Consider the following 21,184-nt stretch of genomic DNA (forward strand, 5'->3'; position numbering starts at 1 on the left):
GCAGTTCCATGATCATCCGTCAGGCTCTCTTCGAGGGCACGATCCATGCCGGCCGCGAGGCGGACTTCAAATCCTATGTGGCCGAGAAGCTGATGCCCATGTGGCTCGCCTTTCCCGGCATCAAGGAAGTGCGCGTTCTCTACGCCGTCGAGCGGGACGAAGGGGCCCCTGCCTATCCGATGGTGCTTTCGACCATGTACGAAAGCCGGGAAGCGCTTGCAGCCGCGCTGGAATCCCCCGTTCGCTACGAGAGCCGCGAAATGACCAAGGGCCTGCTCGAAATGTTCGACGGCCGCATCCACCATCACGTCTTCGATCTCGCCCACAGCTGATCAAGCAGGGGGTGGGGGAGAAGCGGCCTCCAGCGTCAGCAGAACGGCGCCTTCCAGCACCTGCTCGCCCTCGCCGATGAGAACCTCGGCGATCCTTCCGTCTCTGGGGGCGGAAAGCGAAAGCTCCATTTTCATGGCCTCCATGACGGCCAGCGTCTCCCCACGGGTGACGGTCGCGCCCGGTGCGGCACGCAGGAGCTTCACGAGGCCCGGCATCGGCGCGAGGATGCGGTCGCCGCCAACCGCCGCTTCGTCTTCGGCGGCAAGGGGATCTGTGCGTCCGAAGTGCCAGCTTTCGCCATTCTGGAAGATCGTCACGCCGGAGCCATTCCGAATGACCTCCGCGCGGTGCATGCGACCGTCGATCTCCAGATCATAGCCCCCTTGCGAACCTGAGAGACGCAGCTCGATATCGCGACCTTCGACAGTGAACCCGTAAGAGCCCTGTCCTTTCGAGTGAAACGATACCGGCACATGCCGACCGCGATATTCCAATTCAACGAAATCGGAAGCTTCCGACCACAGACGAAAGCCGGACAGAGCGGTCCAGGGATCTTTCAGGTCCTTGGACTCCAGCGCTCCGGAAAGCTCAAGGGCTGCGAGAGCGACAGCCTCGGGTGRAGCCGCCTGCGCCATCGTCAGCTCCGTCAGATGCCGGTCGATAAGGCCGGTATGCGGATTGCCAGTAACGAAATCCGCTTGCCTTGTTAGCCGGCAAAGGAACGCGACATTCGTCGTGAGACCGGCAGCCCTTACCTCCGACAGCGCCTCGGAGAGATGTGAGAGAGCGGTGGCGCGATCCGGCCCATGGGTGGTGATTTTGGCGATCATCGGGTCGTAGAAGGGTGAAATGCGATCGCCTGCCCGCACGCCGGTATCGACGCGGGCCAAACCCTCCGGAAGATCGAGATGGGAAAGCGTGCCGGTCGCAGGCAGGAAGCCCCGTTCGGCATCTTCCGCGTAAAGTCGTGCCTCGAAAGCCCAGCCGTTGATGGAAAGCTCATCCTGCTTGAGCGGCAACGGCTCGCCCGACGCGACGCGGAGCTGCCACTCGACCAGGTCTACACCGGTAATCGCTTCGGTGACGGGATGCTCCACCTGCAGGCGGGTGTTCATTTCCATGAACCAGAAGCGGTCGGCTTTCAGGCCTTCAGAGGCGTCCGCGATGAACTCGATCGTGCCAGCGCCAGAATAACCGATCGCTTTGGCGGCTCTCACCGCAGCCTCGCCCATGGCGCGACGCATCTCATCTGGCATGCCGGGTGCCGGCGCTTCCTCGATGACCTTCTGGTGGCGGCGCTGGAGCGAGCAATCACGCTCGAAGAGGTGTACGACATTGCCGTGGTCGTCGCCAAAGACCTGGATTTCGATGTGACGCGGATGGGTGATGTATTTCTCGATCAGGCAGGCTGCGTCGCCGAAGGCGGCTTGAGCCTCGCGCTGCGCAGAGGCGAGAGCTTCCTTGAAGGCGGCGGAGGCTTCTACCCGCCGCATGCCCTTGCCGCCACCGCCGGCGCGCGCCTTTATCAACACCGGGAAACCGATGCGCTCCGCCTCACTCACGAGGAAATCCGCGTCCTGCTCGGCACCATGATAACCGGGAACGACCGGCACGCCCGCCTGTTCCATCGACGCCTTGGCGGCGTCCTTCAAACCCATGGCGCGAATGGCCTCGGCCGGAGGCCCGATGAAGCGGAGGCCGGCAGCCACGACTGCTTCGGCAAAGCCGGGATTTTCGGAGAGAAAGCCATATCCTGGATGGATTGCATCGGCCCCCGCTTTGAGCGCGGCTTCGATGATCTTCTCGCCGCGCAAATAGCTTTCGGCGGCAGGTGACGGCCCGATATGCACCGCTTCGTCGGCGAGCTCCACATGCAGCGCGTGGCGATCTGCATCGGAATAGACCGCGACCGTCGCTACACCCAGCCGATGGCAGGTGCGAATGATGCGGCAGGCGATCTCGCCGCGATTGGCTATGAGGACCCTATTCAACATCATCGGGTCCTCACATACGGAACACGCCGAAGCGCGTCTCCTCGATCGGTGCATTGAGCGCAGCCGAAAGGCTCAGGGCAAGGACCTGACGAGTCTTGGCAGGATGAATTATGCCGTCATCCCAGAGGCGCGCGGAAGCATAAAGCGGATGGCTCTGTTCCTCGAAACGATCGAGAACCGGCTGCTTGAAGGCGGCCTCCTCTTCCGCGCTCCAGCCCTTGCCGCTGCGTTCGATCGCATCGCGTCTGACGGTCGCCAGCACGCCGGCTGCCTGCGGCCCACCCATGACGGAGATGCGGCTGTTCGGCCAGGTCCAGAGAAAGCGCGGCGAATAGGCCCGTCCCGCCATGCCGTAATTGCCGGCGCCGAAGGAGCCGCCGACAAGGATGGTGATCTTCGGCACGGATGTCGTCGCCACCGCCGTCACCAGTTTGGCGCCATGCTTGGCGATGCCCTCCGCCTCATACCGCCTTCCGACCATAAAGCCGGTGATGTTCTGTAAAAAGACAAGCGGGATTTTCCGCTGCGAGCAGAGCTCGATGAAATGAGCTCCCTTCTGGGCGCTCTCGGAAAACAGCACGCCGTTGTTGGCGATGATGCCCACAGGCATGCCGAAGACATGCGCGAACCCGCAAACCAGCGTCGTGCCGTAGCGCGCCTTGAACTCGTCGAACCGCGAGCCATCCACCACGCGCGCGATGACTTCACGGATATCGTAAGGCGTCGTCAGCGAAGCCGGCACGATGGCCGCGATTTCCTCCGGATCGTAGAGCGGCTCTTCAGATGTTTCGAGCACCACTGTTTCCGGCTTGTGCGTGTTCAATCCGGCGACCGCCCGGCGGACCAGTGCCAGTGCGTGGGCGTCGTCGCGGGCGAGATGGTCCGCCACGCCGGAAAGGCGCGTGTGGACATCACCGCCGCCGAGATCCTCGGCGCTTACCTCCTCGCCCGTTGCCGCCTTCACCAATGGTGGGCCTGCGAGGAAAATCGTGCCCTGATCCTTCACGATGATCGCCTCGTCCGACATGGCCGGCACATAGGCGCCGCCCGCTGTGCAGGAACCCATGACGGCGGCAATTTGGGCAATGCCTTTCGCGGACATGCGTGCCTGGTTGTAGAAGATGCGTCCGAAGTGATCGCGGTCCGGAAAGACCTCGTCCTGGTTCGGCAGGTTGGCGCCGCCGGAATCGACGAGATAGACGCAAGGCAGCCGGTTTTCCTCGGCGATCTCCTGAGCGCGGAGATGCTTCTTCACCGTCATCGGATAATAGGTGCCGCCTTTGACCGTCGCATCATTGGCGACGATCATCACCTCGCGACCCTCGACCCGCCCGATGCCGGTAACGATGCCGGCCGAAGGGCTTGCGCCACCATAGAGCCCATGCGCGGCCGTCGCGCCGATCTCGAGAAACGGCGATCCGTGGTCCAGAAGCCGGGCAATGCGGTCCCTTGGCAGAAGCTTGCCACGCTTCACATGCCGTGCCCTCGCCTCCTCGCCACCACCCGCCTCGGCCAAAGCCACGGCTGCTTCCATTTCGGCAAGTTTCGCCTGCATCGCGGCGCGATTCGCCTGCGCCGCCTCGCTTTTCAGATTGACCTGGGACCGGATGACAGCCATCAGGCCGTCTCCCTGAAAAGCTCGCGGCCGATCAGCATGCGGCGGATTTCGGAGGTTCCGGCGCCTATTTCCATCAGCTTGGCGTCGCGCAGCAGCCGTCCGGTGGGATTGTCGTTTATATAGCCGTTTCCGCCGAGCACCTGGATCGCCTGCAATGCCTGCTGTGTGGCCTGTTCGGAAGAAAAGAGGCAGCAGGCGGCAGCATCCTGCCGGGTCACCTCGCCACGATCGCAAGCGGCAGCAACGGCATAGACATAGGCGCGGGCGGAATTCATCGCCGTGTACATGTCGGCCACTTTCGCCTGGATGAGCTGGAACTCGCCGATCGGCTGCCCGAACTGCTTGCGCTCATGCACATAGGGCATCACCACGTCGAGGCAGGCATGCATGATGCCAATGCCGATGCCCGCGAGAACCACGCGCTCGTAATCCAGCCCCGACATGAGCACCGTCACGCCTCCGCCTTCCGCACCCATGACGTTTTCGGCCGGCACCTCGCAATCGTGGAAGACCAGTTCGCAGGTGTTGGAGCCGCGCATTCCGAGCTTGTCGAGCTTCTGGGCAGTGGAGAAACCCTTGAAACCCTTCTCGATCAGGAAGGCCGTTATGCCTTTCGGGCCGGCGGCGGGATCGGTCTTTGCGTAGACGACCAGTACATCCGCATCCGGCCCGTTGGTGATCCACATCTTGCTGCCGTTCAGCACATAGGTATCGCCGCGTTTCTCCGCCTTCAACTTCATGGAGACCACATCGGATCCCGCGCCGGGCTCCGACATGGCGAGCGCGCCGACATGCTCGCCCGAGCAAAGCTTCGGCAGATAACGCGCCTTCTGATCAGCGTTGCCGTTGCGGTTGATCTGGTTGACGCAGAGATTGGAATGAGCGCCGTAGCTGAGAGAGGTGGAGGCGGAGGCGCGGGCCAGCTCCTCGACGGCGACGACATGGGCTAGGTAGCCTAAACCGGAACCGCCAAGCTCAGGATCGGCGGTGATGCCAAGCAGGCCGAGGTTACCGAGTTCCGGCCAGAGATCGCGGGCGAATTCGTTGCTGCGGTCGATCTCGTCGGCGCGCTTGGCTAACCGCTCCTGCGCGAAGCGGTGAACGGTTTCGCGCACCGCCTCGACTTCCTCGCCGAGCGCGAACTTCATGGATGCGTGGAACACCTCGTCTCCTCCCGGTGCGCCAAGATTTATCTATCGAAAGGTTGTGGGGCAGCCGTGYGGCCTCGTCAATGACGAGATAGGCTCCTCGGACGAGATCGCAAGATCCGGTCCTTTCGGGTACACCGCTTGAAAAAAGATTTCCCTACCGGGGCAGATGATGCGGATTGAGACCCGGCACCCACTGGGTGTTCGGCACGTCGGTGCCGGTATAGGTGGCTCCGCCTTCGGTCTTGCAACGATAGACCCGACGCGGCGCCGTATCGCCGTAGAGGATGTCGTATCTTCCCCGCCAGCGATGCACTTCGACGATATCGGTGGTGCAGGTATAGGAGGGTTGCTGGACCCGCTCCTCCTCCGGCACGACGCCCGGCAGATCCTTGAACGCCATGGTCGGGCGGGACCGGCGGAACTCGTCGCCCGCGGCGAAGGATGCCGCCGGCGCAAGCGCCGCCAGCAGGATCGCCACCAGCATCACGACGGGCAACAGCCAGGCACCTTTCAGCATCGTACAACTCCTCAGCCGCAAATCAGCGGATGATTCTAGATACGGCCTGCAGGATGCCGTTTCCATAAGCGGCCCGGCACATTTGCGTGATCGCTCACACGATCCGCCGGTAACCGCTCGGCAGGTCGTAGAGCCAGCCGATCCGCCTGACCGCCGCCTCGAAATTTTCGCGGGCGACGCTCATCGTATGGCCATTGGCATGCAGCAGCGTTTCGGCATCTTCCATGATGCCGACATGTCCTTTCCAGAAGACGAGATCGCCGCGTTGCAATTCCTCGCGGGTAATCGCCGTGCCGAACGAAGCCTGCATGTCGGAATCGCGCGGCGCCGGTTTTCCGACCATCATCAGCGAGATCTGGACCAGGGCGGAGCAATCCAGGCCGAAGCCGGAGCGACCGCCCCAAAGGTAAGGCGTCTCGATGAACCTGCCGGCAACCGCCACGTAGTCGTCGCCGAGCGTTTCGCCGATGGGCAGGCAATGACCGGCGATTACGGCACTGCCGTCCGCCAGCACGAGATAGCGCGTGCCACGGGTTTCCGCCTTTCCGGTGACGGTGATGCGGCTCCCCATGGAAAGCGCCGCCACCGCGGGCTTGCGCAGTTCCGGCTCTGGATAGAGAAAGGTGCGCGGCACGGCGACGCAATGGGTGGGCTCCTCAGGTTCGCCCAGATGCGTCTCCGGCAGATAGCCCACGTAACCGTCCTCATCCGCCTGTACCCAGGCCCAGCCGTCGGCACGATCGAAGACGCGCACCGTCTCGCCAAGCAGAAGCTCGGTGTCGATGCCGCGAGCGGGATCCGGTGCGGGGCGCAGGGCTGCAACGGGAACCGCGATACRGGCCGGCTCGCCGCGCACGAAGCTTGCAGCCTCTATGCTGCCGCGCAGGGTTTCGTCCGCAAGGTCCGGACGGAAGGCATGAAGGCGTCTATCCAGTGTCTTTGTCATGTTCCCTCACGGCGCCCGGCCCGCGGCCTTCGAGCATGATCAGATCGCCCAGCTTTTCCAGGTAAAGCGCGCCGGCGACTGTTCTCTTGATTACCACGTTGCGCCGGTCGCGTTCGTCACGCACCCGCTCCACCAGCCCAATCTCGCCCATCGTGTCGAGCGCGCGTGTGATGACCGGCTTGGTAACGCCGAGCACGGCGGCCAGCCCTCGAACGGTATGCGGCGGCGGCACGAGATAGATATGCAGCAAGATCGCCATCTGACGCAATGTCAAATCCGGGCCATCGCCGCGTACCTGTTCCAGTGCCACCCGGTGCCATAGCCCCAGCGCCTCCGTCGCCGTCAGTTCAACCGGCATGCCCGCTCCATCTTCCGCACCGGCGGATCGCCTAGATTCCAAGTCCCAGGCAAGAAAGATATAGCGGCAAGCCTTACCGGATCATTTCGCCATCGCCTGGATGCAGCGATAGAGCGCGCGAATGGCATGGGCCTCGCCGCCCACCGGTGCATGGGGCTTTTCAGCCGGGTTCCAGCCATAGACATCGAAATGCGCCCAGCTCGTGGTGGCGGTGACGAAGCGCTTCAGGAAAAGGGCTGCGGTGATCGCGCCCGCCATGCCGCCCCCCGGCGCATTGGTGATATCGGCCGCCCGCGAACGTAGATCCTTGTCGTAGCCCATCCACAAGGGCAGCCGCCAAAGCGGATCGTCTTCCGCCTTGCCGGCGGCGCCAATCCGGGCCGCCAAATCCTCGTCATCGGTGAAGAACGGCGCGAGTTCCGGCCCCAGCGCGGTACGGGCGGCACCCGTCAGGGTCGCCATGTCTATCATCAGGTCGGGCGCGTTTTCGTCGGCATAGGCAAGCGCATCGGCCAGGATCAACCGGCCTTCCGCATCGGTATTGTCGATCTGCACCGTCAGGCCCTTGCGGCTCCTGTAGATATCGCCGGGACGGAAGGCATTGCCGGAAATGGAGTTCTCGACCATCGGCACGAGCACCTGCAGGTCGATCTTCAATCCGGCATCCATGATCATCAATGCGAGCGCGAGGACATTGGCAGCGCCGCCCATGTCCTTCTTCATCAGCGCCATGTTGGCAGCACCCTTGATATCGAGACCGCCGGTATCAAAGCAGACTCCCTTCCCGACAAGGGTGACGCGGGGGCTGCCCTTCTCGCCCCAGCGCATTTCGACAAGCCGCGGCTCGCGGTTGCTTGCGCGGCCGACTGCATGGATGAGCGGAAAATTCTGCGCAAGGAGATCGTCGCCGACGATCGAGGTCAYCGACGCGCCATAGTGCTCCGCGAGCCGGCGCAATGCCSCCTCCAGCTCATCCGGCCCGAGATCGTTGGTCGGCGTATTGATGAGATCGCGCACGAGGAAGACCGCGGCAAGCTGGCGGCGGATGTCCTCCTGGTCGATCCCTTCGGGAAGGACGAGCCGCACCTCTTTTGCCTTGTCCGACCGATAACGGTTGAAGCCATAGCTTCCGAGCCCGAAGCCGAGGGCCAGCTTTTCAGCCGGGAGCTTGCCATCTTCGATGCGCCAATCGCCTGCGGGCAGGAGTTTCGAGAGCTTGCCTGCGATGAAGGGCGCCTCGGCAGGATCGGGGCCGAGCCCGTACAACGCGCCGCTGACCCCGCCCGCCTCGTCGGGAACGAGCAGAAGCGCGCCCTGCTCCGCCTTGAAGCCGGCTGCCCGCGCCCAGGCGAGCACCRCCGGCTCGATTTTCCCCTCCTCCAGATCCGCAGGCGAGACAAGGCGGATGGTGCGGGCGGCATTGCCCGCTTCGGCGAACGGCGAGGGTCTTTCGATATATTGATAGGGGGTCATGGAAGCCTTCGGAAAGGTATCTGGAAAGAGTGGCTTAACGGTCTGTTAGGGTTAACAGTTTATTGCTGAGGGCAAGATTGCGCCAGATGCCTCCGAAGATTTCCGACGGCGGCGGCAGGCATCGGCGCCGGGGGTTTCGGGGATCACGTCATGACTGGTTCAGTCCATTCCGCCTTCCGCAAGGTCCGGCTTGCGGACCTTGCCTGTATCGGCCTGCTGGCGGTCGTGCTTGCAGGCTGCTCCAGCACGAGGAAACAGCATCCCGACAACGTGACGACCGGTTCAATCCCGCAATTCTCCGGCTCGTTCGAAACCATGAATGCCGCCGAACTTGCAGGTACGGAGAAGGCGATCGGGGCTGCCTACGACCGCAATCCCAAGGACAAGACGACCGGCCTGCGCTACGCCAATGTGCTGCGCATGACCGGCAAGAACGCCCAGGCGCTTGCCGTGATGCAGCAGGTCGCGATAGCTCATCCAGCCGATCGCGACGTGCTCGCGGCCTATGGCAAGGCACAGGCGGCGGCCGGCCAGCTCGAACAGGCGCTTGCGACCATCACCCGTGCCCAGACGCCGGACCGCCCGGACTGGCGGCTCTATTCCGCCGAGGGTGCGGTGCTCGATCAGCTCGGTCGATCGGAAGAGGCGCGCCGGAAATACCGCATGGCGCTCGATGCCCAGCCGAACGAACCGAGCGTGATGTCCAATCTCGGCATGTCCTACGTGCTGAGCGGAGATCTCCGCACGGCGGAAACCTATATGCGTTCGGCCGCACAGCAGCCGGCTGCCGACAGCCGTGTGCGGCAGAACCTCGCCCTGGTCGTGGGGCTGCAGGGCCGCTTCGCCGAAGCCGAACAGATCGCTCGGCGCGAACTTTCTCAACAGCAGGCCGATGCCAATATCAAGTATTTGCGCGGCATGCTCTCCCAGCAGAATTCCTGGGCAAAGCTCGCAGAGAAGGAAAAATCCAAACCATCAAGTGCCGATCGCATCGCGTCGTTCGAAATTCGCCGCAATTGAGCTTAGAGGATCGCCGAACAACAGGCTCTCTTCAAGGAATAGGGGCTATGCGTCGGTTCTTCAAACGGGCGGGAATGGTGGCCGGCGTAAGCCTGCTTTCGATCGGCTGCTATCTCGGCTTCCTGCATACCACCGGAAATTTCCACGAAGTCATCGCCGGTGAACTCTACCGCTCGGCCCAACCGACGGCGGCCCAGCTCGATAGCTATATCAGGCAATATGGCATCAAGACCGTCATCAACCTGCGCGGAGAAAGCCGGCAGGGCTGGTACAGCGACGAACTCGACGTCAGCCAGCGCCTCGGCGTCCAGCACATCGATTTCCGCATGTCGGCGCGCCGCGAGCTCACCACGGAGCAAAGCGAAAGGCTGATCGCGCTCCTACGCGATGCGCCGAAGCCCATTCTCATCCACTGCCAGGCCGGGGCTGACCGTACCGGGCTTGCTTCCGTCATCTATCTCCAGCAGATCGCCAATGTGGACGAAGAAACCGCCGAATGGCAGTTGTCGCTCCTATACGGGCACGTCGGGCTGCCTTTCCTCGGCGTCTATGCGATGGACGAGACTTGGGAGGGACTTGAAAAGATCTTCGGCCTGCCGAGCTGAGCGGCTTTAAAACCGGTCAGCGACCTGAATGCCGGCCGGACCGAGGATGACGGCGACAAGAACCGGAAGGAAGAACAGGATCATCGGAATGGTGAGTTTCGGCGGAAGGGCAGCAGCCTTCTTTTCGGCCTCGTTCATGCGTTCGTCGCGCCCTTCCTGGGCCAGCACCCGAAGCGCCTGGGCGATCGGCGTGCCGTAACGCTCCGCCTGGATAAGCGCCTGGGTAACGCTTTTCACGATTTCGAGCTGGGTGCGGTTGCCGAGATTTTCCAGCGCAGTGCGCCGATCCTGCAGGAAGGAAAGTTCCGCCGTCGTCAGCACCATTTCCTCGGCCAGCGGCGGCGATTGATGCGCCATCTCCTCCGCCACCCGGCGCATGGCCGCCTCCATCGAGACGCCGGATTCGACACAGATGAGCATCAGGTCGAGCGCATCCGGCCAGGCGCGCTTGATCGAAAGCTGGCGCTTGTTCATACGGTTGGTGACGATGATGTTCGGCAGATAGAAGCCGACATAGGCAAAACCGATTGCCGCCAGCAGGCGAATGGGAAAAGGGCGCCCTTCGAGATTTCCGAGAACGAAAATCCAGGTCACCGCCACTGCCAGAAACAGGAAAGGCAGAAGGAAGCGCGCCGCGAGGAAGATGTTGAGCGCGTTCTGTGAGCGCAGGCCCGCCGCTCTCAGCCGGTTGACCGTGTTCTCGTCGACCAGTGCCTGACGCAGGTTGAAGCGCTCGACGATCTGACGGGCCGACCGGTTGTTTTGGGTGCGTAGCGAGGCCCTGGACTGTTCGGCGCTCATCCGCTCCCGCTCCCGCGCACGGATCTGCTCGCGCTCGGTGGAAACCGCCCTCATGCGTTTTTCGAGGTTGCCGCGCTCCAGAAGCGGGCTCGCCAGCGTGTAAAGCGTGGCAAACACCGCCACCGCCACGAGCACGGCCAGAAGTATTGCCGGATCGGTCAATGTCGCGGCGAGGTCCTTCGTCACACGAGCTTCCTCATATCTCGAAGTTGATCATGTTGCGCATGACGAGAATGCCTATGGACATCCAGATTGCAGAGAACACCAGGATGATGTGGCCGCGCGCATCGGTGAACAGCACCATCATGTAATCGGGCGACGTGAGATAGACGAGCAGCGAAACGATGAAGGGCAGAGCGCCGATGATGACCGCGGAAGCCTTCGCCTCCATGGAGAGCGCGCTGACCTTGGCTTTCATCTTGCGGCGCTCGCGCAGTACTTTCGCCAGATTGCCAAGAGCCTCGGAGAGGTTGCCTCCGGCCTGGCTCTGGATGGAGATGACGAGCGAGAAGAAGTTGACTTCCGGCAGCGGCATGGTCTGCATCATACGCGCGCAGGCCTCCGGAACGCTCAAGCCGACCTGCTGGGATTCCACCACCCGCCGGAATTCGCCCTTCACGGGCTCCTGCCCATCGGAAGCGATCAGACGGAGCGCATCGTTGAGCGGCAGGCCGGATTTGATCGAGCGGACCATGACGTCGAGAGCGTTCGGAAATTCCTCGAGGAACTTCTTCTGCCGCTTCTTGATCAGGAAATTCACCATCCAGCGCGGCAGACCGGCGGCGGCCGCGAAACCCGCTCCAAGAGCGCCCAATAACGGCATGCCGCTCAATAGCGCCAGCAGGAACAACGCGAGGCCGAAAACGATGCTCAGCATATAGAAACGGCCGGGCGAAAGCGTGATGCCTGTCTGGCCGAGCTTCGCCTTGAGGCTCCCGTCTCCCAGCTTGCGGGACTTCTCTTCCTGCTTCTTCTCCAGATCCTTGAGGGAATCCTGCAGCGACTTGCGTCGCTTGGAGAGTTCCTGGACGCGATCACGTGCCGCTTTCACCTTGGTGAGATCGGTCTCGGCGGACTTGACGCGGCTCAAGCGAGCGTCTGTCTTCTTTTCCACCTCGATGCGGGAGAAAAGCAGCCCATAGCACATCCCGCCGGCAGCGACCGCCACCAGTGCAATGATTGCAAGGACTGTCATGTCGAGCCCGAACATCTCACTTCAGCTCCTAATCAGAGGACTTTTCCATTGCATCCAGCGCCGCCGCCAGGCGTCGCTCCTCGTTGTAGTAGCGGGCACGTTCCCAGAAATGCGGCTTGGCGATACCGGTGGACACGTGCTGGCCGATAATGCGCCCATTGGCGTCTTCCCCATGGATTTCATAGCGCATCAGATCCTGGGTGAGGATCACATCGCCTTCCATTCCGACCACCTCGGTGATCCGGGTGATGCGACGCGAGCCGTCCCTCAGACGGGCCGCCTGGATTATGACATCGACGGAGCCGGAAATGATCTCGCGCACGGTCTTGGCTGGCAGGCTGAAGCCGCCCATGGCGATCATCGATTCGATGCGGCTTAAACATTCGCGCGGCGAGTTGGCGTGGATCGTGCCCATCGAGCCGTCGTGGCCGGTGTTCATCGCCTGCAGAAGGTCAAATACCTCCGGTCCGCGCACCTCACCGACGACGATGCGCTCGGGGCGCATACGCAGGCAGTTTCTCACAAGGTCGCGCATGGTGATCTCGCCCTCGCCCTCGATATTCGGCGGGCGGGTTTCGAGACGCACCACATGCGGCTGCTGAAGCTGCAGTTCGGCAGTGTCTTCGCAGGTGATGACCCGTTCGTCTGTATCGATATAGCGGGTCAGGCAATTGAGCAGCGTCGTCTTGCCGGAGCCCGTGCCGCCCGAGATCACGACATTGCAGCGCACCCGGCCGATGATCTGCAGCAGGATCGCGCCTTCCGGTGTGATGGCACCGAACTTCACGAGCTGCTCGAGGGTGAGCTTGTCCTTCTTGAACTTGCGGATGGTGAGCGCCGGTCCATCAAGCGCCAGCGGTGGCGCGATCACGTTGACGCGCGAGCCGTCGGGCAAGCGCGCATCGCAGATCGGTGAGGATTCATCCACCCGGCGGCCGACCTGGCTGACGATCCGCTGGCATATGGAGAGCAGTTGCGCGTTGTCGCGAAAGCGGATGTCGGACTCGATCGTCTTGCCGCCGACTTCGATGAAGGTCTGGCCCGCGCCGTTCACCATGATGTCGGCGATGTCATCCCGGGCAAGCAGGGGCTCGAGCGGCCCGTACCCAAGCACGTCGTTGCAGATATCCTCGAGCAGTTCCTCCTGCTCGGAAATCGACATCGCGAAATTCTTGATGGTGATGATGTCGTTGACGATATCGCGGATTTCCTCGCGCGCGCTTTCGGCGTCCAGCTTTGCGAGCTGCGAGAGGTCGATCGTGTCGATCAGCGCGGAAAAGACCTGGCTTTTCGTATCGTAATACTGCTCGGTGCGTGCCGGACGCTTGCGCGGGGCACCCGCGGATGGGCTAAGCGGCGGGGGCATCACGGCCTGACGCTGGCCGTGCTGCTCCTCCAGGGGATCGGAAAAGATTTCGGGAGCGGCAGACCTGCCCGAAGACGATGCCGAGGCCGACGCAACAGGCGGCGGCGCAGGAGCAGCGGTGCCGCCCTTTCCGTATCCGTCAGTTCCACGTTTTCCAAACATCGGTCTATCCAGCCTTCACCGAAACAGGTGGGATTACTTGCGCCCGAGCATTGCCAACACCTTGCCCAAGCCACTCTTCTTCGTCTTTTTCGCCGCTACGCGCCCCGTCACCACATGGGCGATCTGCGAGAAGGTTTCGGCAGCAGGCGATTTCGCATCGATCTCGGCGATCATCCGGCCGCTATTGGCGGCGTTTCCGAAAAGCTGCGCGTCGAAAGGCAAAATGGCGATCGGCTCCAGCTCCAGCGGCTCGAAAAAGTCGGCCGGCGCGATCTCCGGACGTTTCGGCATGCCGATCTGATTCAGCACCAGATGCGGCGGACGATCGTTCGGCCGGAGCTTCTTCAAGGCATCCAGCATGTTCTTGGTGTTGCGAAGATTGGCGAGATCGGGCGCCGCGCAGATGACCACTTCATCGACATCCGCGAGCACCGCCCGCGTCCATTCCGACCAGCCGTGCGGCATGTCGAGAACCGCCATCGGCGCGCTGCGCTGGAGTATGTCTATCACCGGCTGGAAAGCGAACCGGTCGTAGTCATAGGCGCGATCGAGCAGGGAGGGAGCCGCGAGCAGCGACAAATGCTCGGAGCATTTGGTGAGCAGGCGATCGAGAAAGACCTCGTCCAGGCGTTCGGGGGCGAAGACCGCTTCCGCGACGCCCTGGGCAGGGTCCTGATCGAAATCGATATTGGYCGTACCGAAGGGCAGATCGAGATCGGCAAGGATGGTTTCGGTGGCAAACAGGCTGGAAATGCCGAAGGCGCAGTTATGCGCAATGGTCGATGCGCCCACCCCGCCCTTGGCGCCAATGAAGGCGATCGACTTGCCGAGCGGTTCGGCATCCGGATCGACGAAGATCGCCGAAACCGAGGCGAGCAGATCGGCCATCTGCACCGGACCGACCAGATATTCGGAAATGCCGTTGCGGATCAGCTCGCGATAGAGTGCGATATCATTATAGCGCCCGACGACGATGACCCGAGTGGACGGATCGCAGACTTCCGCAAGAGGCGCCAGCTCATCAAGCAGGTTCTTCGGTTCGGCATCCGTTTCCAGGATGAGAAGGTTCGGCGTCGGCGCGGAGGTGAACATCTTGGCGGCCGCATCGATGGCGCCGCTCGTAATCCGTATGTTGACCTTGGCCATGCGGCGATCGCGTGACATGCGGTCCATCAACCGCAGCATCGCCTCGCTTTCGCAGAAGGCATGAATGGATATGCGCGGCAACGGACGAAGCGCCTCGATGTCGCCCAAACGGTCGGCCTCTTCCGCATATCGTCCGCCTTCGGCGCCGGTGCGGATTTCATAATTGATCGCACTCATCTGTCTGTCTCCGGTGCCGCGGCCTCAATCATCGCCGCCATCGCCGCTGGGTGCCTTGCGATAGGCTTCGATGACCGCCGTGCGCTGTGCGGCATCGATCGGCGTCATACCGCGCGGGGCGATGAGATCGGTGGGGTTGGCGACCTGGGCCGCAAGGTTGTTCTGGCTGGCGCAACCGAAATTATACCAGTTCCTGTTCCCGAAAGTGGCATTGGAGAGGTCTTCCGGCCATTCTCCGCAGGCGGACGTCATGGCCTTGGTCGTCACATAGGCAAGACGGACCGGCGCGGCATCGCCGTTCGGATAGGCCTGATAGCTGCCCATGACGATCTGGCCCGGACGAATGCCAGTCTCCGTCAGCACCTTGCGGATCTGGCCGCCCAGGTGAGACGCCGCTCCGGCATTAGGGGAGCCATGCGGCATCTGTATCTGGATGACGCCGGCGGGCGAGGCCGCGAAATTCTGCGCAAAACCCCGGATCATGTCCTTCATGCCGGTGGACAGCCGGTAGTCACCGGAGGAAACGGGAATATCGAGCGTATGCTCGGCTTCCGAAAGCGTGATCGGATGGCGGGTGCGGTAATCGTCAGGAATGGAGCCCGTGGTAAGCTCCCGCGAGCCGCAGCCTGCCAGYAGCGCCATGGAAGCGACAAGGAGGGCGGAGGATATCTGTCTCATCATGGTCTTGGCCCCCGGCCCCTCATTTGTAGATGAACCCGACTGCGCCATGGTATTGCCCGGCATCGACGGTTTCCTTGCGGCCGTAGATCTTGTTGACCCGGTTCAGGAAGAAGGTGGCCGCATCGTTCTCCGGATTGAAATTGTCGTCCGGCCGCGCGATCTGGCTGCGGGCGACCGGCCGCACCAGATAGGGCGTCGCGATGATCACCAGTTCGGTTTCGTTGCGCACGAAATCCTTGCTGCGAAACAGCGTGCCGAAGATCGGTATCTTGGATGCGCCCGGAAAACCTGACATGGCCTGGCGGATATCATCCTGAACGAGACCGGCGATGACGATGGATCCACCGGACGGCAGCTCGACGGAGGTTGAAGCCTCTCTCTTGCGAATGCCAAGATAGGTGTTGCCAGGGATGGAGCCCGGAGAGTTTCCGGTCGTCACACTGCCCTGGAAGGTGGGCTCGGAAACGCTGGTATCGATCCGGAGCGCGATCCGGCCGGCGGACAGAACGACCGGCTTGAAGTTCAGCGAGATGCCATATTCCACGGTTTCGAAACTGTTGGTCACGACCGGGACATTGGTATCCTTGTCGACCGAGACTTCCTGCTCGGCGGCCAGACGGAAGTCACCGCCGACATAGAAATTCGCCTGTTCGCCGGAGATCGCCGTCAGGCTGGGTTCGGCAAGCGTGCGCATGACGCCCGCCTGTTCCATAGCATTGAGATAGCTTGTGAAATTCATCGAGCCGGAACCAATCGTCCCGGCAATCCGGCCGACCGATCCCATGATGTTGCCGAGATTGGCCGGATTGGCGAAGGATACGCCGTCGCCGCTGGTTCCGCTCCTGATCGAGCCGTTGAACCCGAGCTGCTTCAGCACCTGGCGGCTGACCTCGGCCACCGTCACCTTCAGCGTCACCTGGTCTTCGCCCTCGATCGTCAGGAGATTGACGATCTGCGAGACCTGACGGTCTTCTGCGTAGATCGCCACGGCGCCGTCGCCGCTGCTTTCGCTGGTGGCGACCGTGCCGCGCGTGGTGGCTTCACCGCCCCGGAGGAAAGCCGTGGCCAGCTTTTCAGCCTGTGCGGCATCCTGCGGCGTGCGCACCGTGCCGGTCAGCACGATATTGTCGGAGACGATCTCGACCTGAATATCGGACTCCGGCAGGAAGCGCCGCAGGTTCTGCTGCAGGCCGGCGATATCGCGCTCGATCTCCAGATCGAGGCTGACAATCTCCTCCCCGTTCGGGCCGAAGATGAAGATGTTCGTCTGGCCGACCGACTTGCCGAAGAGATAGATGCGGCGCGAGGTGCGCGTCACGGCATCGGCCATGGAGGGATCGGCCACCAGGATATCATGCGCATCAGCCGGCAGGTCGACAACCAAGGCCTTGTTCAGCCCGAGCTTCAGGCGCTTGCGGACACTGGTGCCCGCCTCGGTGATGCGGATGAGGCTCTGCTGCTCGGCAAGCGCGCTCGCCGGGGCGAGATTGCTCGACAGGGGCGTGACCGGAAGGCCGGAAAAGGCAAGGCAAAAGGCCATGCCTGCCGCAGCGGAGCGATGGATTGCCTGTTTCGGTCTGCTCACTGGTTCCGCTCCGTTCACTGCGTCTGCACCTGCGATTGCGAGCCTTTGACGATCGAACCCGACTTGATGACCTGGATATCGGCTTTCCCGTCGCCGCCCTTGAGCAGGTAATCGGCGGCGATGGTATCGGCCTCCTGCGCGTCGGCGACCGAGCGCAGCGCAAGCGTCAGCCGCTCCGCCATCTGCTGGGCGACGGTGATCACGCGCGTTTGCTCGGGGGTCAGCTCCAGCGTGGCGGTGGTGCCCACCACTGCCTTGGAGCCATCCTCGTTTTCCTGAATCTGCTGGTCGATCGCCAGAACGCGCACATTGTTCAGCACGTTTTCGGTGAGGAAGGAGCCCTCCTCGTTTCGGCGGACCATGATGACATCCACCCGGTCGTTCGGCAGCACGAAGCCGCCGGCGCCAGTCGCGACCGTGATCTCGGTGGCCACCGCCCGCTTGCCGGCGGGCAGAAGCGCCGACATGATGCGACTTGAGGAATCCGCGATCTTTTCCGGACGGATGGGTTCGCCTTCGAAGACCGGCAGGCGGACCACGGCTCCATTCACTTCCGCCACCGCATCCGGCCGCGCCTTGTCGGTGATGAACCCCTCGACGATCCCGCTTTCCGGCCAGGCCATCCAGCGGACCGATTGATCGTTCAGCCGGCTGCCCACCGRCAGGTTGGCGGCCGATACCAGCACGTTGACGGTCGGCTCCTTCTCCACGATCGTTTCGGCCACCCGAACCACATCCTTGCCGGAAAGATTCATGGCCAGTATGCCGGCAAGGCCTGCCGCGACGACGGCTACCGTGAGGATGATGAGGCGGGCGGGTTTCATGGCCATTTCTCAGGGGCTGTAAATTCTCCCCAAAATGGTCCCGCAATGGTGTAATTATGGTTAATACTAGGCTTATAATTGTGGTTAACGAAATCTTTTCGGATCAACCAAGCCTAAACTTCAAGCTCCTGTGGCCAGCCGGAAGATCGGCGACTGGTCGTAGGTCACGAATCCGGCGATCGCTATAGCAATGCCATAGGGAATTTTCTTGGCGGTCGTCAGCGACGCCGGCAACGGTATGCCCATGGCAAGCACGGAGCTTGATTGCGACCGGATCATGAGGACCGCGATCGTCAGCAGGCCTCCGATGAGGGAGACTGCGACGAGGAAAAGGATGAGCGACTGGTTGAAGCCGAACCAGGCGGCGGCGGCAGTCAAAAGCTTGGCGTCCCCTCCGCCCATGACATTGACGGCGAAGAGGCCGAAACAGGCTGCAAAGACGATGAGGGCGGCGACAAGGCTCATGCCGATATCAGGCCATGGAAGGCCAGAGAGGGGAGCGAGGATAAGGAAGGACGCCAGCAGAACCGCAGGAATGCGGTTGGGAATGGTCATGGTGAAGAGGTCGGTGAGCGCGGCAAGGGCGAGGCCCAATGGCAGGATGAAGAGTATCGCTAAGGCGATCATCCGGCTTTCTCCAGGCTGCGAGCAAAGACAACAACGTCTCTCGACGTGATGCTCGGCCTTGTGCCGAGCATCCAATCACGCCAGCATCTTGTTCGGCGTGGCRGATAGATCCTCGGCGCAAGCCAAGGATGACGTCGTTTTATGGCCCAAAAACTTCATCAACAAGCTGAAGCCGCCCTTTGTTAGAGCGGCTTTATTATTATTATGATGCTAATAGTTATTCTGTTTTAGCGGCCGCCTCGGCTGCATCGCCCATCTTTGTAGAAAGATTCTGGAATACATCATTGATGCTACCACCCAGCGTGGTCGCACCAGCGATGAGGGCGACAGAGATGAGGGCTGCGATCAAGCCATATTCGATGGCAGTCGCACCCGACTCATCCTTCTTGAAACGAGCGAAAATCTTCGACATGGAACTCTCCTAACTCCGATAGTTACCCAGCACTTCCCGCCAACTGTTTGCCGTTGTTCGGATGAGGCGAACCTATATGGAGCGCGATTTCCGCCCGCTTAAGAAAGAACGTTACCGAAAGCTTAACGCCATCACGACAATAAAGCTGGTTAACGAAGGGCAAAAGGGAAAGCGTCGAATTTCTTTCGGTTGAAATCCGCGTCTCTGATCGATGAAAATTGTTTTAACTCAATTTCTTATGAAGGTTTCACAAATAGCGCGCGCCGGATCAATGACCTCTGAGAGCATCCATGTGGAATATTTAACAACCCGGAAAGCCGGTTCGATCCCGCATTTAACCGCGCGTTCACCATTCCGGCCCATGCTTGAGGCATCGAGCTCATTTATCAAAGGCCCCTCCTCATGCTGTTGCAAAGCCTCATGGCCGGACTTCTCGTCCTCGCGGGCGCTGCAGCCACTGCGTCGGCCCAGGATCATGAGGAAGACCTGCTGCGCGTCTTCATGAATCATGCGCGCGTGCTGAAGCTCGACCGCCCCGTGAGCAAGGTGATCGTCGGCAACTCGAATGTCGCGGACGCCACCGTAGCGGATTCGACCACCATCGTGCTCACCGGCCGCAGCTTCGGCGCGACGAACCTCGTGCTCCTCGATGCGGAGGGAAATGCGATCGCCGACGAGCGCGTGCTGGTGTCGATCGACGAGGGCAATACCGTGCGCGTCTTCCGCCAGACCGCCCGTTCCATCCTATCCTGCACCCCGAATTGCGAACAGCACGCCGAGTTCAGCAATACGGGTGCCGCCAATCCGTAATTCCTACCCGTCACAACCCTTCAAATAAAAGGGTGACGGGAAACGGAATCTCAATAAACCCTTCCTAAGATGCCGGCCGGTTCTGGGGGCATTTCGTATATTATGGGCAGGGGTCGCGAGATCACAGGCGGGATTGGCGCGCCGCGCAGGCGGACGTGGCTGCAGCTTTTGCGCTCGCGCGACGGAGCGGCGGCGATCGAGTTCGCCTTGCTCGCCATTYCCTATTTCCTGATCGTCTTCGCCATCATCGAGACCTTCATCGCCTTCATGGCGGAGCAACTTGTCTCCACCGCCGTCGACAACATGGCCCGTCAGCTTCGGATGGGGCAGATCACCTACGGACTCAACCTCTCCACCGACAAGGACCGGGACGAGTTCCGCCAGGCCTTCTGCAACGAGATCTCGATCCTGATCCGATGCAGTGAGGAGGAGATCAAAACCCCTCAGAAGCTCTATCTCGATGTCCGCAGTTTCCCTAGCTTCGCCGATATCCCCAAGGAGATACCTCGGGTCTCCGACAAGCCCTTCGCCGACCTCTATGCCTTGGATGCAAACCATTATTCCCCCGGCGGGCCGAAATCGATCAACATGGTGCGCGCCTATTACCGCTGGCAGATCATCACCGATCTCGTGCGGCCCTATATCACGACCATCCGGCCGGAGGGCCAATCCATGCCCACCGATTTCCTGATCGTCGGGACGGCGGCATTCCAGAACGAGGACTATCCGCTGTGACCGAGCCGACCCGAAAGGACGCCGAAAAGCGGAAGCTTCTGATGCGGCTGAGAGCACTCGTCGCCGACCGGCGCGGCATGGGCGCCGTGGAATTCGCGCTTATCGCGCCACTTCTCCTGATGCTCTACATCACCGTCTTCGAGCTGACGGTCGGATTCAGCGTCTCCAAGCGAGTGTCGCGCGCGGCAACCAGCGTCGCCGACCTCGTGACCCAGCAGGCAACTGTAAACAAGCCCTACCTCAATACGATGCTCGATGTCGCGGGAGGCCTCTTCGTGCCCTATGGAACGTCAGGCATTGCCATGAAGATCACAGGCGTGAAGGTGGATTCCTCCGCCAGTGCCAAGGTTCTGTGGTCCTGGGATCAGAGTGGTGGCAAGCCCTATGCCGCCGGCTCCCCAGTCACCGTTCCGCAGGGCATGCGCAGTACGGAGACGTTCTTGGTGCGGGCAGAGGTTTCGGTGCCGCATCAGCTTCTGATGTTCATGCCGGGATTGCTTCCGAGTGCCGTCGAGAAAATCACCATCCGACGCGAATCCTTCTTCCAGCAGCGCCTCGGCAAGGACATCACCTGCTCCGACTGCTGACGGCAGCCGACAGCAGCTGCCGTATTGGCCTTTGCCAAGTCATTTTCCCGACTATATATCC

Annotated in this window: 22 protein-coding genes; 6 read left to right on the forward strand and 16 right to left on the reverse strand. The window is 61.7% G+C overall.

What is annotated here, in order from left to right; genetic code table 11:
• Positions 1-8: 8 nt before the first annotated feature.
• A complete protein-coding gene (locus tag LCM4573_RS16915) occupies positions 9-332 on the forward strand; it encodes a hypothetical protein (RefSeq protein WP_071007555.1) in 324 nt (107 codons plus the stop codon).
• On the opposite strand, the gene LCM4573_RS16920 is transcribed toward LCM4573_RS16915, so the two are convergent.
• The 7 genes from LCM4573_RS16920 to LCM4573_RS16950 all read right to left on the reverse strand — a co-directional run bounded on the left by LCM4573_RS16920 (position 333) and on the right by LCM4573_RS16950 (position 8,390).
• Positions 333-2,381, reverse strand: a complete 2,049-nt coding sequence (locus LCM4573_RS16920) for an acetyl/propionyl/methylcrotonyl-CoA carboxylase subunit alpha (protein ID WP_407071746.1) — start codon at positions 2,379-2,381, stop codon at positions 333-335.
• Positions 2,338-3,945 (reverse strand): carboxyl transferase domain-containing protein, encoded by a 1,608-nt coding sequence (locus LCM4573_RS16925; RefSeq protein ID WP_071007556.1) that lies wholly within the window; start codon positions 3,943-3,945, stop codon positions 2,338-2,340. The genes LCM4573_RS16920 and LCM4573_RS16925 overlap by 44 nt, the downstream gene beginning before the upstream one ends.
• Positions 3,945-5,093, reverse strand: coding sequence for an isovaleryl-CoA dehydrogenase (locus LCM4573_RS16930; protein ID WP_198539746.1), 1,149 nt, complete (start codon positions 5,091-5,093; stop codon positions 3,945-3,947). Before LCM4573_RS16930 ends, LCM4573_RS16925 begins: the two co-directional genes overlap by 1 nt.
• 157 nt (positions 5,094-5,250) lie before the next feature.
• Complete coding sequence (locus LCM4573_RS16935; RefSeq protein WP_071007558.1) at positions 5,251-5,613, reverse strand: hypothetical protein; 363 nt, start codon at positions 5,611-5,613, stop codon at positions 5,251-5,253.
• Positions 5,614-5,707: 94 nt separating this feature from the next.
• Positions 5,708-6,559, reverse strand: a complete 852-nt coding sequence (locus LCM4573_RS16940) for an NlpC/P60 family protein (protein ID WP_071007559.1) — start codon at positions 6,557-6,559, stop codon at positions 5,708-5,710.
• The gene (locus LCM4573_RS16945; RefSeq protein ID WP_071007560.1) at positions 6,540-6,917 is read right to left on the reverse strand and encodes a MarR family transcriptional regulator; all 378 of its coding nucleotides are present in this window, start codon (positions 6,915-6,917) and stop codon (positions 6,540-6,542) included. The genes LCM4573_RS16940 and LCM4573_RS16945 overlap by 20 nt, the downstream gene beginning before the upstream one ends.
• 81 nt (positions 6,918-6,998) lie before the next feature.
• Entirely contained in the window at positions 6,999-8,390 is a 1,392-nt protein-coding gene (locus tag LCM4573_RS16950; protein ID WP_071007561.1) for a M17 family metallopeptidase, read from the reverse strand.
• A gap of 150 nt (positions 8,391-8,540) precedes the next feature.
• Here LCM4573_RS16950 and LCM4573_RS16955 point away from each other — a divergent pair, with 150 nt between their 5' ends.
• Both LCM4573_RS16955 and LCM4573_RS16960 read left to right on the forward strand, forming a co-directional pair.
• Complete coding sequence (locus LCM4573_RS16955) at positions 8,541-9,410, forward strand: tetratricopeptide repeat protein (protein ID WP_071007562.1); 870 nt, start codon at positions 8,541-8,543, stop codon at positions 9,408-9,410.
• A 47-nt stretch (positions 9,411-9,457) separates the two neighbouring features.
• Positions 9,458-10,015: a dual specificity protein phosphatase family protein gene (locus LCM4573_RS16960; RefSeq protein WP_071007563.1), complete on the forward strand. Its 558-nt coding sequence runs from the start codon at positions 9,458-9,460 to the stop codon at positions 10,013-10,015.
• Positions 10,016-10,021: 6 nt separating this feature from the next.
• Here the strand turns inward: LCM4573_RS16960 and LCM4573_RS16965 are convergent, their stop codons facing one another.
• The 9 genes from LCM4573_RS16965 to LCM4573_RS17005 form a co-directional block, all read right to left on the reverse strand.
• A complete protein-coding gene (locus tag LCM4573_RS16965; RefSeq protein ID WP_071007564.1) occupies positions 10,022-11,002 on the reverse strand; it encodes a type II secretion system F family protein in 981 nt (326 codons plus the stop codon).
• Between the two features lie 10 nt (positions 11,003-11,012).
• On the reverse strand, positions 11,013-12,026 hold the full coding sequence (locus LCM4573_RS16970; protein WP_071007565.1) for a type II secretion system F family protein: 1,014 nt from the start codon (positions 12,024-12,026) through the stop codon (positions 11,013-11,015).
• 13 nt (positions 12,027-12,039) lie between these two features.
• Entirely contained in the window at positions 12,040-13,539 is a 1,500-nt protein-coding gene (locus LCM4573_RS16975) for a CpaF family protein (RefSeq protein ID WP_071007566.1), read from the reverse strand.
• A 33-nt stretch (positions 13,540-13,572) separates the two neighbouring features.
• Entirely contained in the window at positions 13,573-14,862 is a 1,290-nt protein-coding gene (locus LCM4573_RS16980) for a CpaE family protein (protein WP_071007567.1), read from the reverse strand.
• A gap of 24 nt (positions 14,863-14,886) precedes the next feature.
• The gene (locus LCM4573_RS16985; protein WP_407071747.1) at positions 14,887-15,543 is read right to left on the reverse strand and encodes a CpaD family pilus assembly protein; all 657 of its coding nucleotides are present in this window, start codon (positions 15,541-15,543) and stop codon (positions 14,887-14,889) included.
• A gap of 19 nt (positions 15,544-15,562) precedes the next feature.
• Positions 15,563-17,083, reverse strand: a complete 1,521-nt coding sequence (locus LCM4573_RS16990; protein WP_083347493.1) for a type II and III secretion system protein family protein — start codon at positions 17,081-17,083, stop codon at positions 15,563-15,565.
• A 59-nt stretch (positions 17,084-17,142) separates the two neighbouring features.
• The gene (cpaB, locus tag LCM4573_RS16995; RefSeq protein WP_071007643.1) at positions 17,143-17,952 is read right to left on the reverse strand and encodes a Flp pilus assembly protein CpaB; all 810 of its coding nucleotides are present in this window, start codon (positions 17,950-17,952) and stop codon (positions 17,143-17,145) included.
• A gap of 120 nt (positions 17,953-18,072) precedes the next feature.
• Positions 18,073-18,579 (reverse strand): prepilin peptidase, encoded by a 507-nt coding sequence (locus tag LCM4573_RS17000; protein WP_071007569.1) that lies wholly within the window; start codon positions 18,577-18,579, stop codon positions 18,073-18,075.
• A gap of 217 nt (positions 18,580-18,796) precedes the next feature.
• Positions 18,797-18,991: a Flp family type IVb pilin gene (locus tag LCM4573_RS17005; RefSeq protein ID WP_071007570.1), complete on the reverse strand. Its 195-nt coding sequence runs from the start codon at positions 18,989-18,991 to the stop codon at positions 18,797-18,799.
• Between the two features lie 420 nt (positions 18,992-19,411).
• On the opposite strand from LCM4573_RS17005, the gene LCM4573_RS17010 reads away from it, so the two are divergent.
• The 3 genes from LCM4573_RS17010 (at position 19,412) to LCM4573_RS17020 (ending at position 21,123) form a co-directional block, all read left to right on the forward strand.
• Positions 19,412-19,801 (forward strand): pilus assembly protein N-terminal domain-containing protein, encoded by a 390-nt coding sequence (locus tag LCM4573_RS17010; RefSeq protein ID WP_071007571.1) that lies wholly within the window; start codon positions 19,412-19,414, stop codon positions 19,799-19,801.
• A gap of 102 nt (positions 19,802-19,903) precedes the next feature.
• A complete protein-coding gene (locus tag LCM4573_RS17015; RefSeq protein ID WP_071007644.1) occupies positions 19,904-20,536 on the forward strand; it encodes a TadE/TadG family type IV pilus assembly protein in 633 nt (210 codons plus the stop codon).
• A 41-nt stretch (positions 20,537-20,577) separates the two neighbouring features.
• Entirely contained in the window at positions 20,578-21,123 is a 546-nt protein-coding gene (locus LCM4573_RS17020) for a TadE/TadG family type IV pilus assembly protein (protein WP_071007645.1), read from the forward strand.
• The last annotated feature ends 61 nt before the right edge of the window (positions 21,124-21,184 follow it).

It is taken from the genome of Rhizobium sp. LCM 4573 (assembly GCF_001854865.1).
Lineage (GTDB): Bacteria > Pseudomonadota > Alphaproteobacteria > Rhizobiales > Rhizobiaceae > Neorhizobium.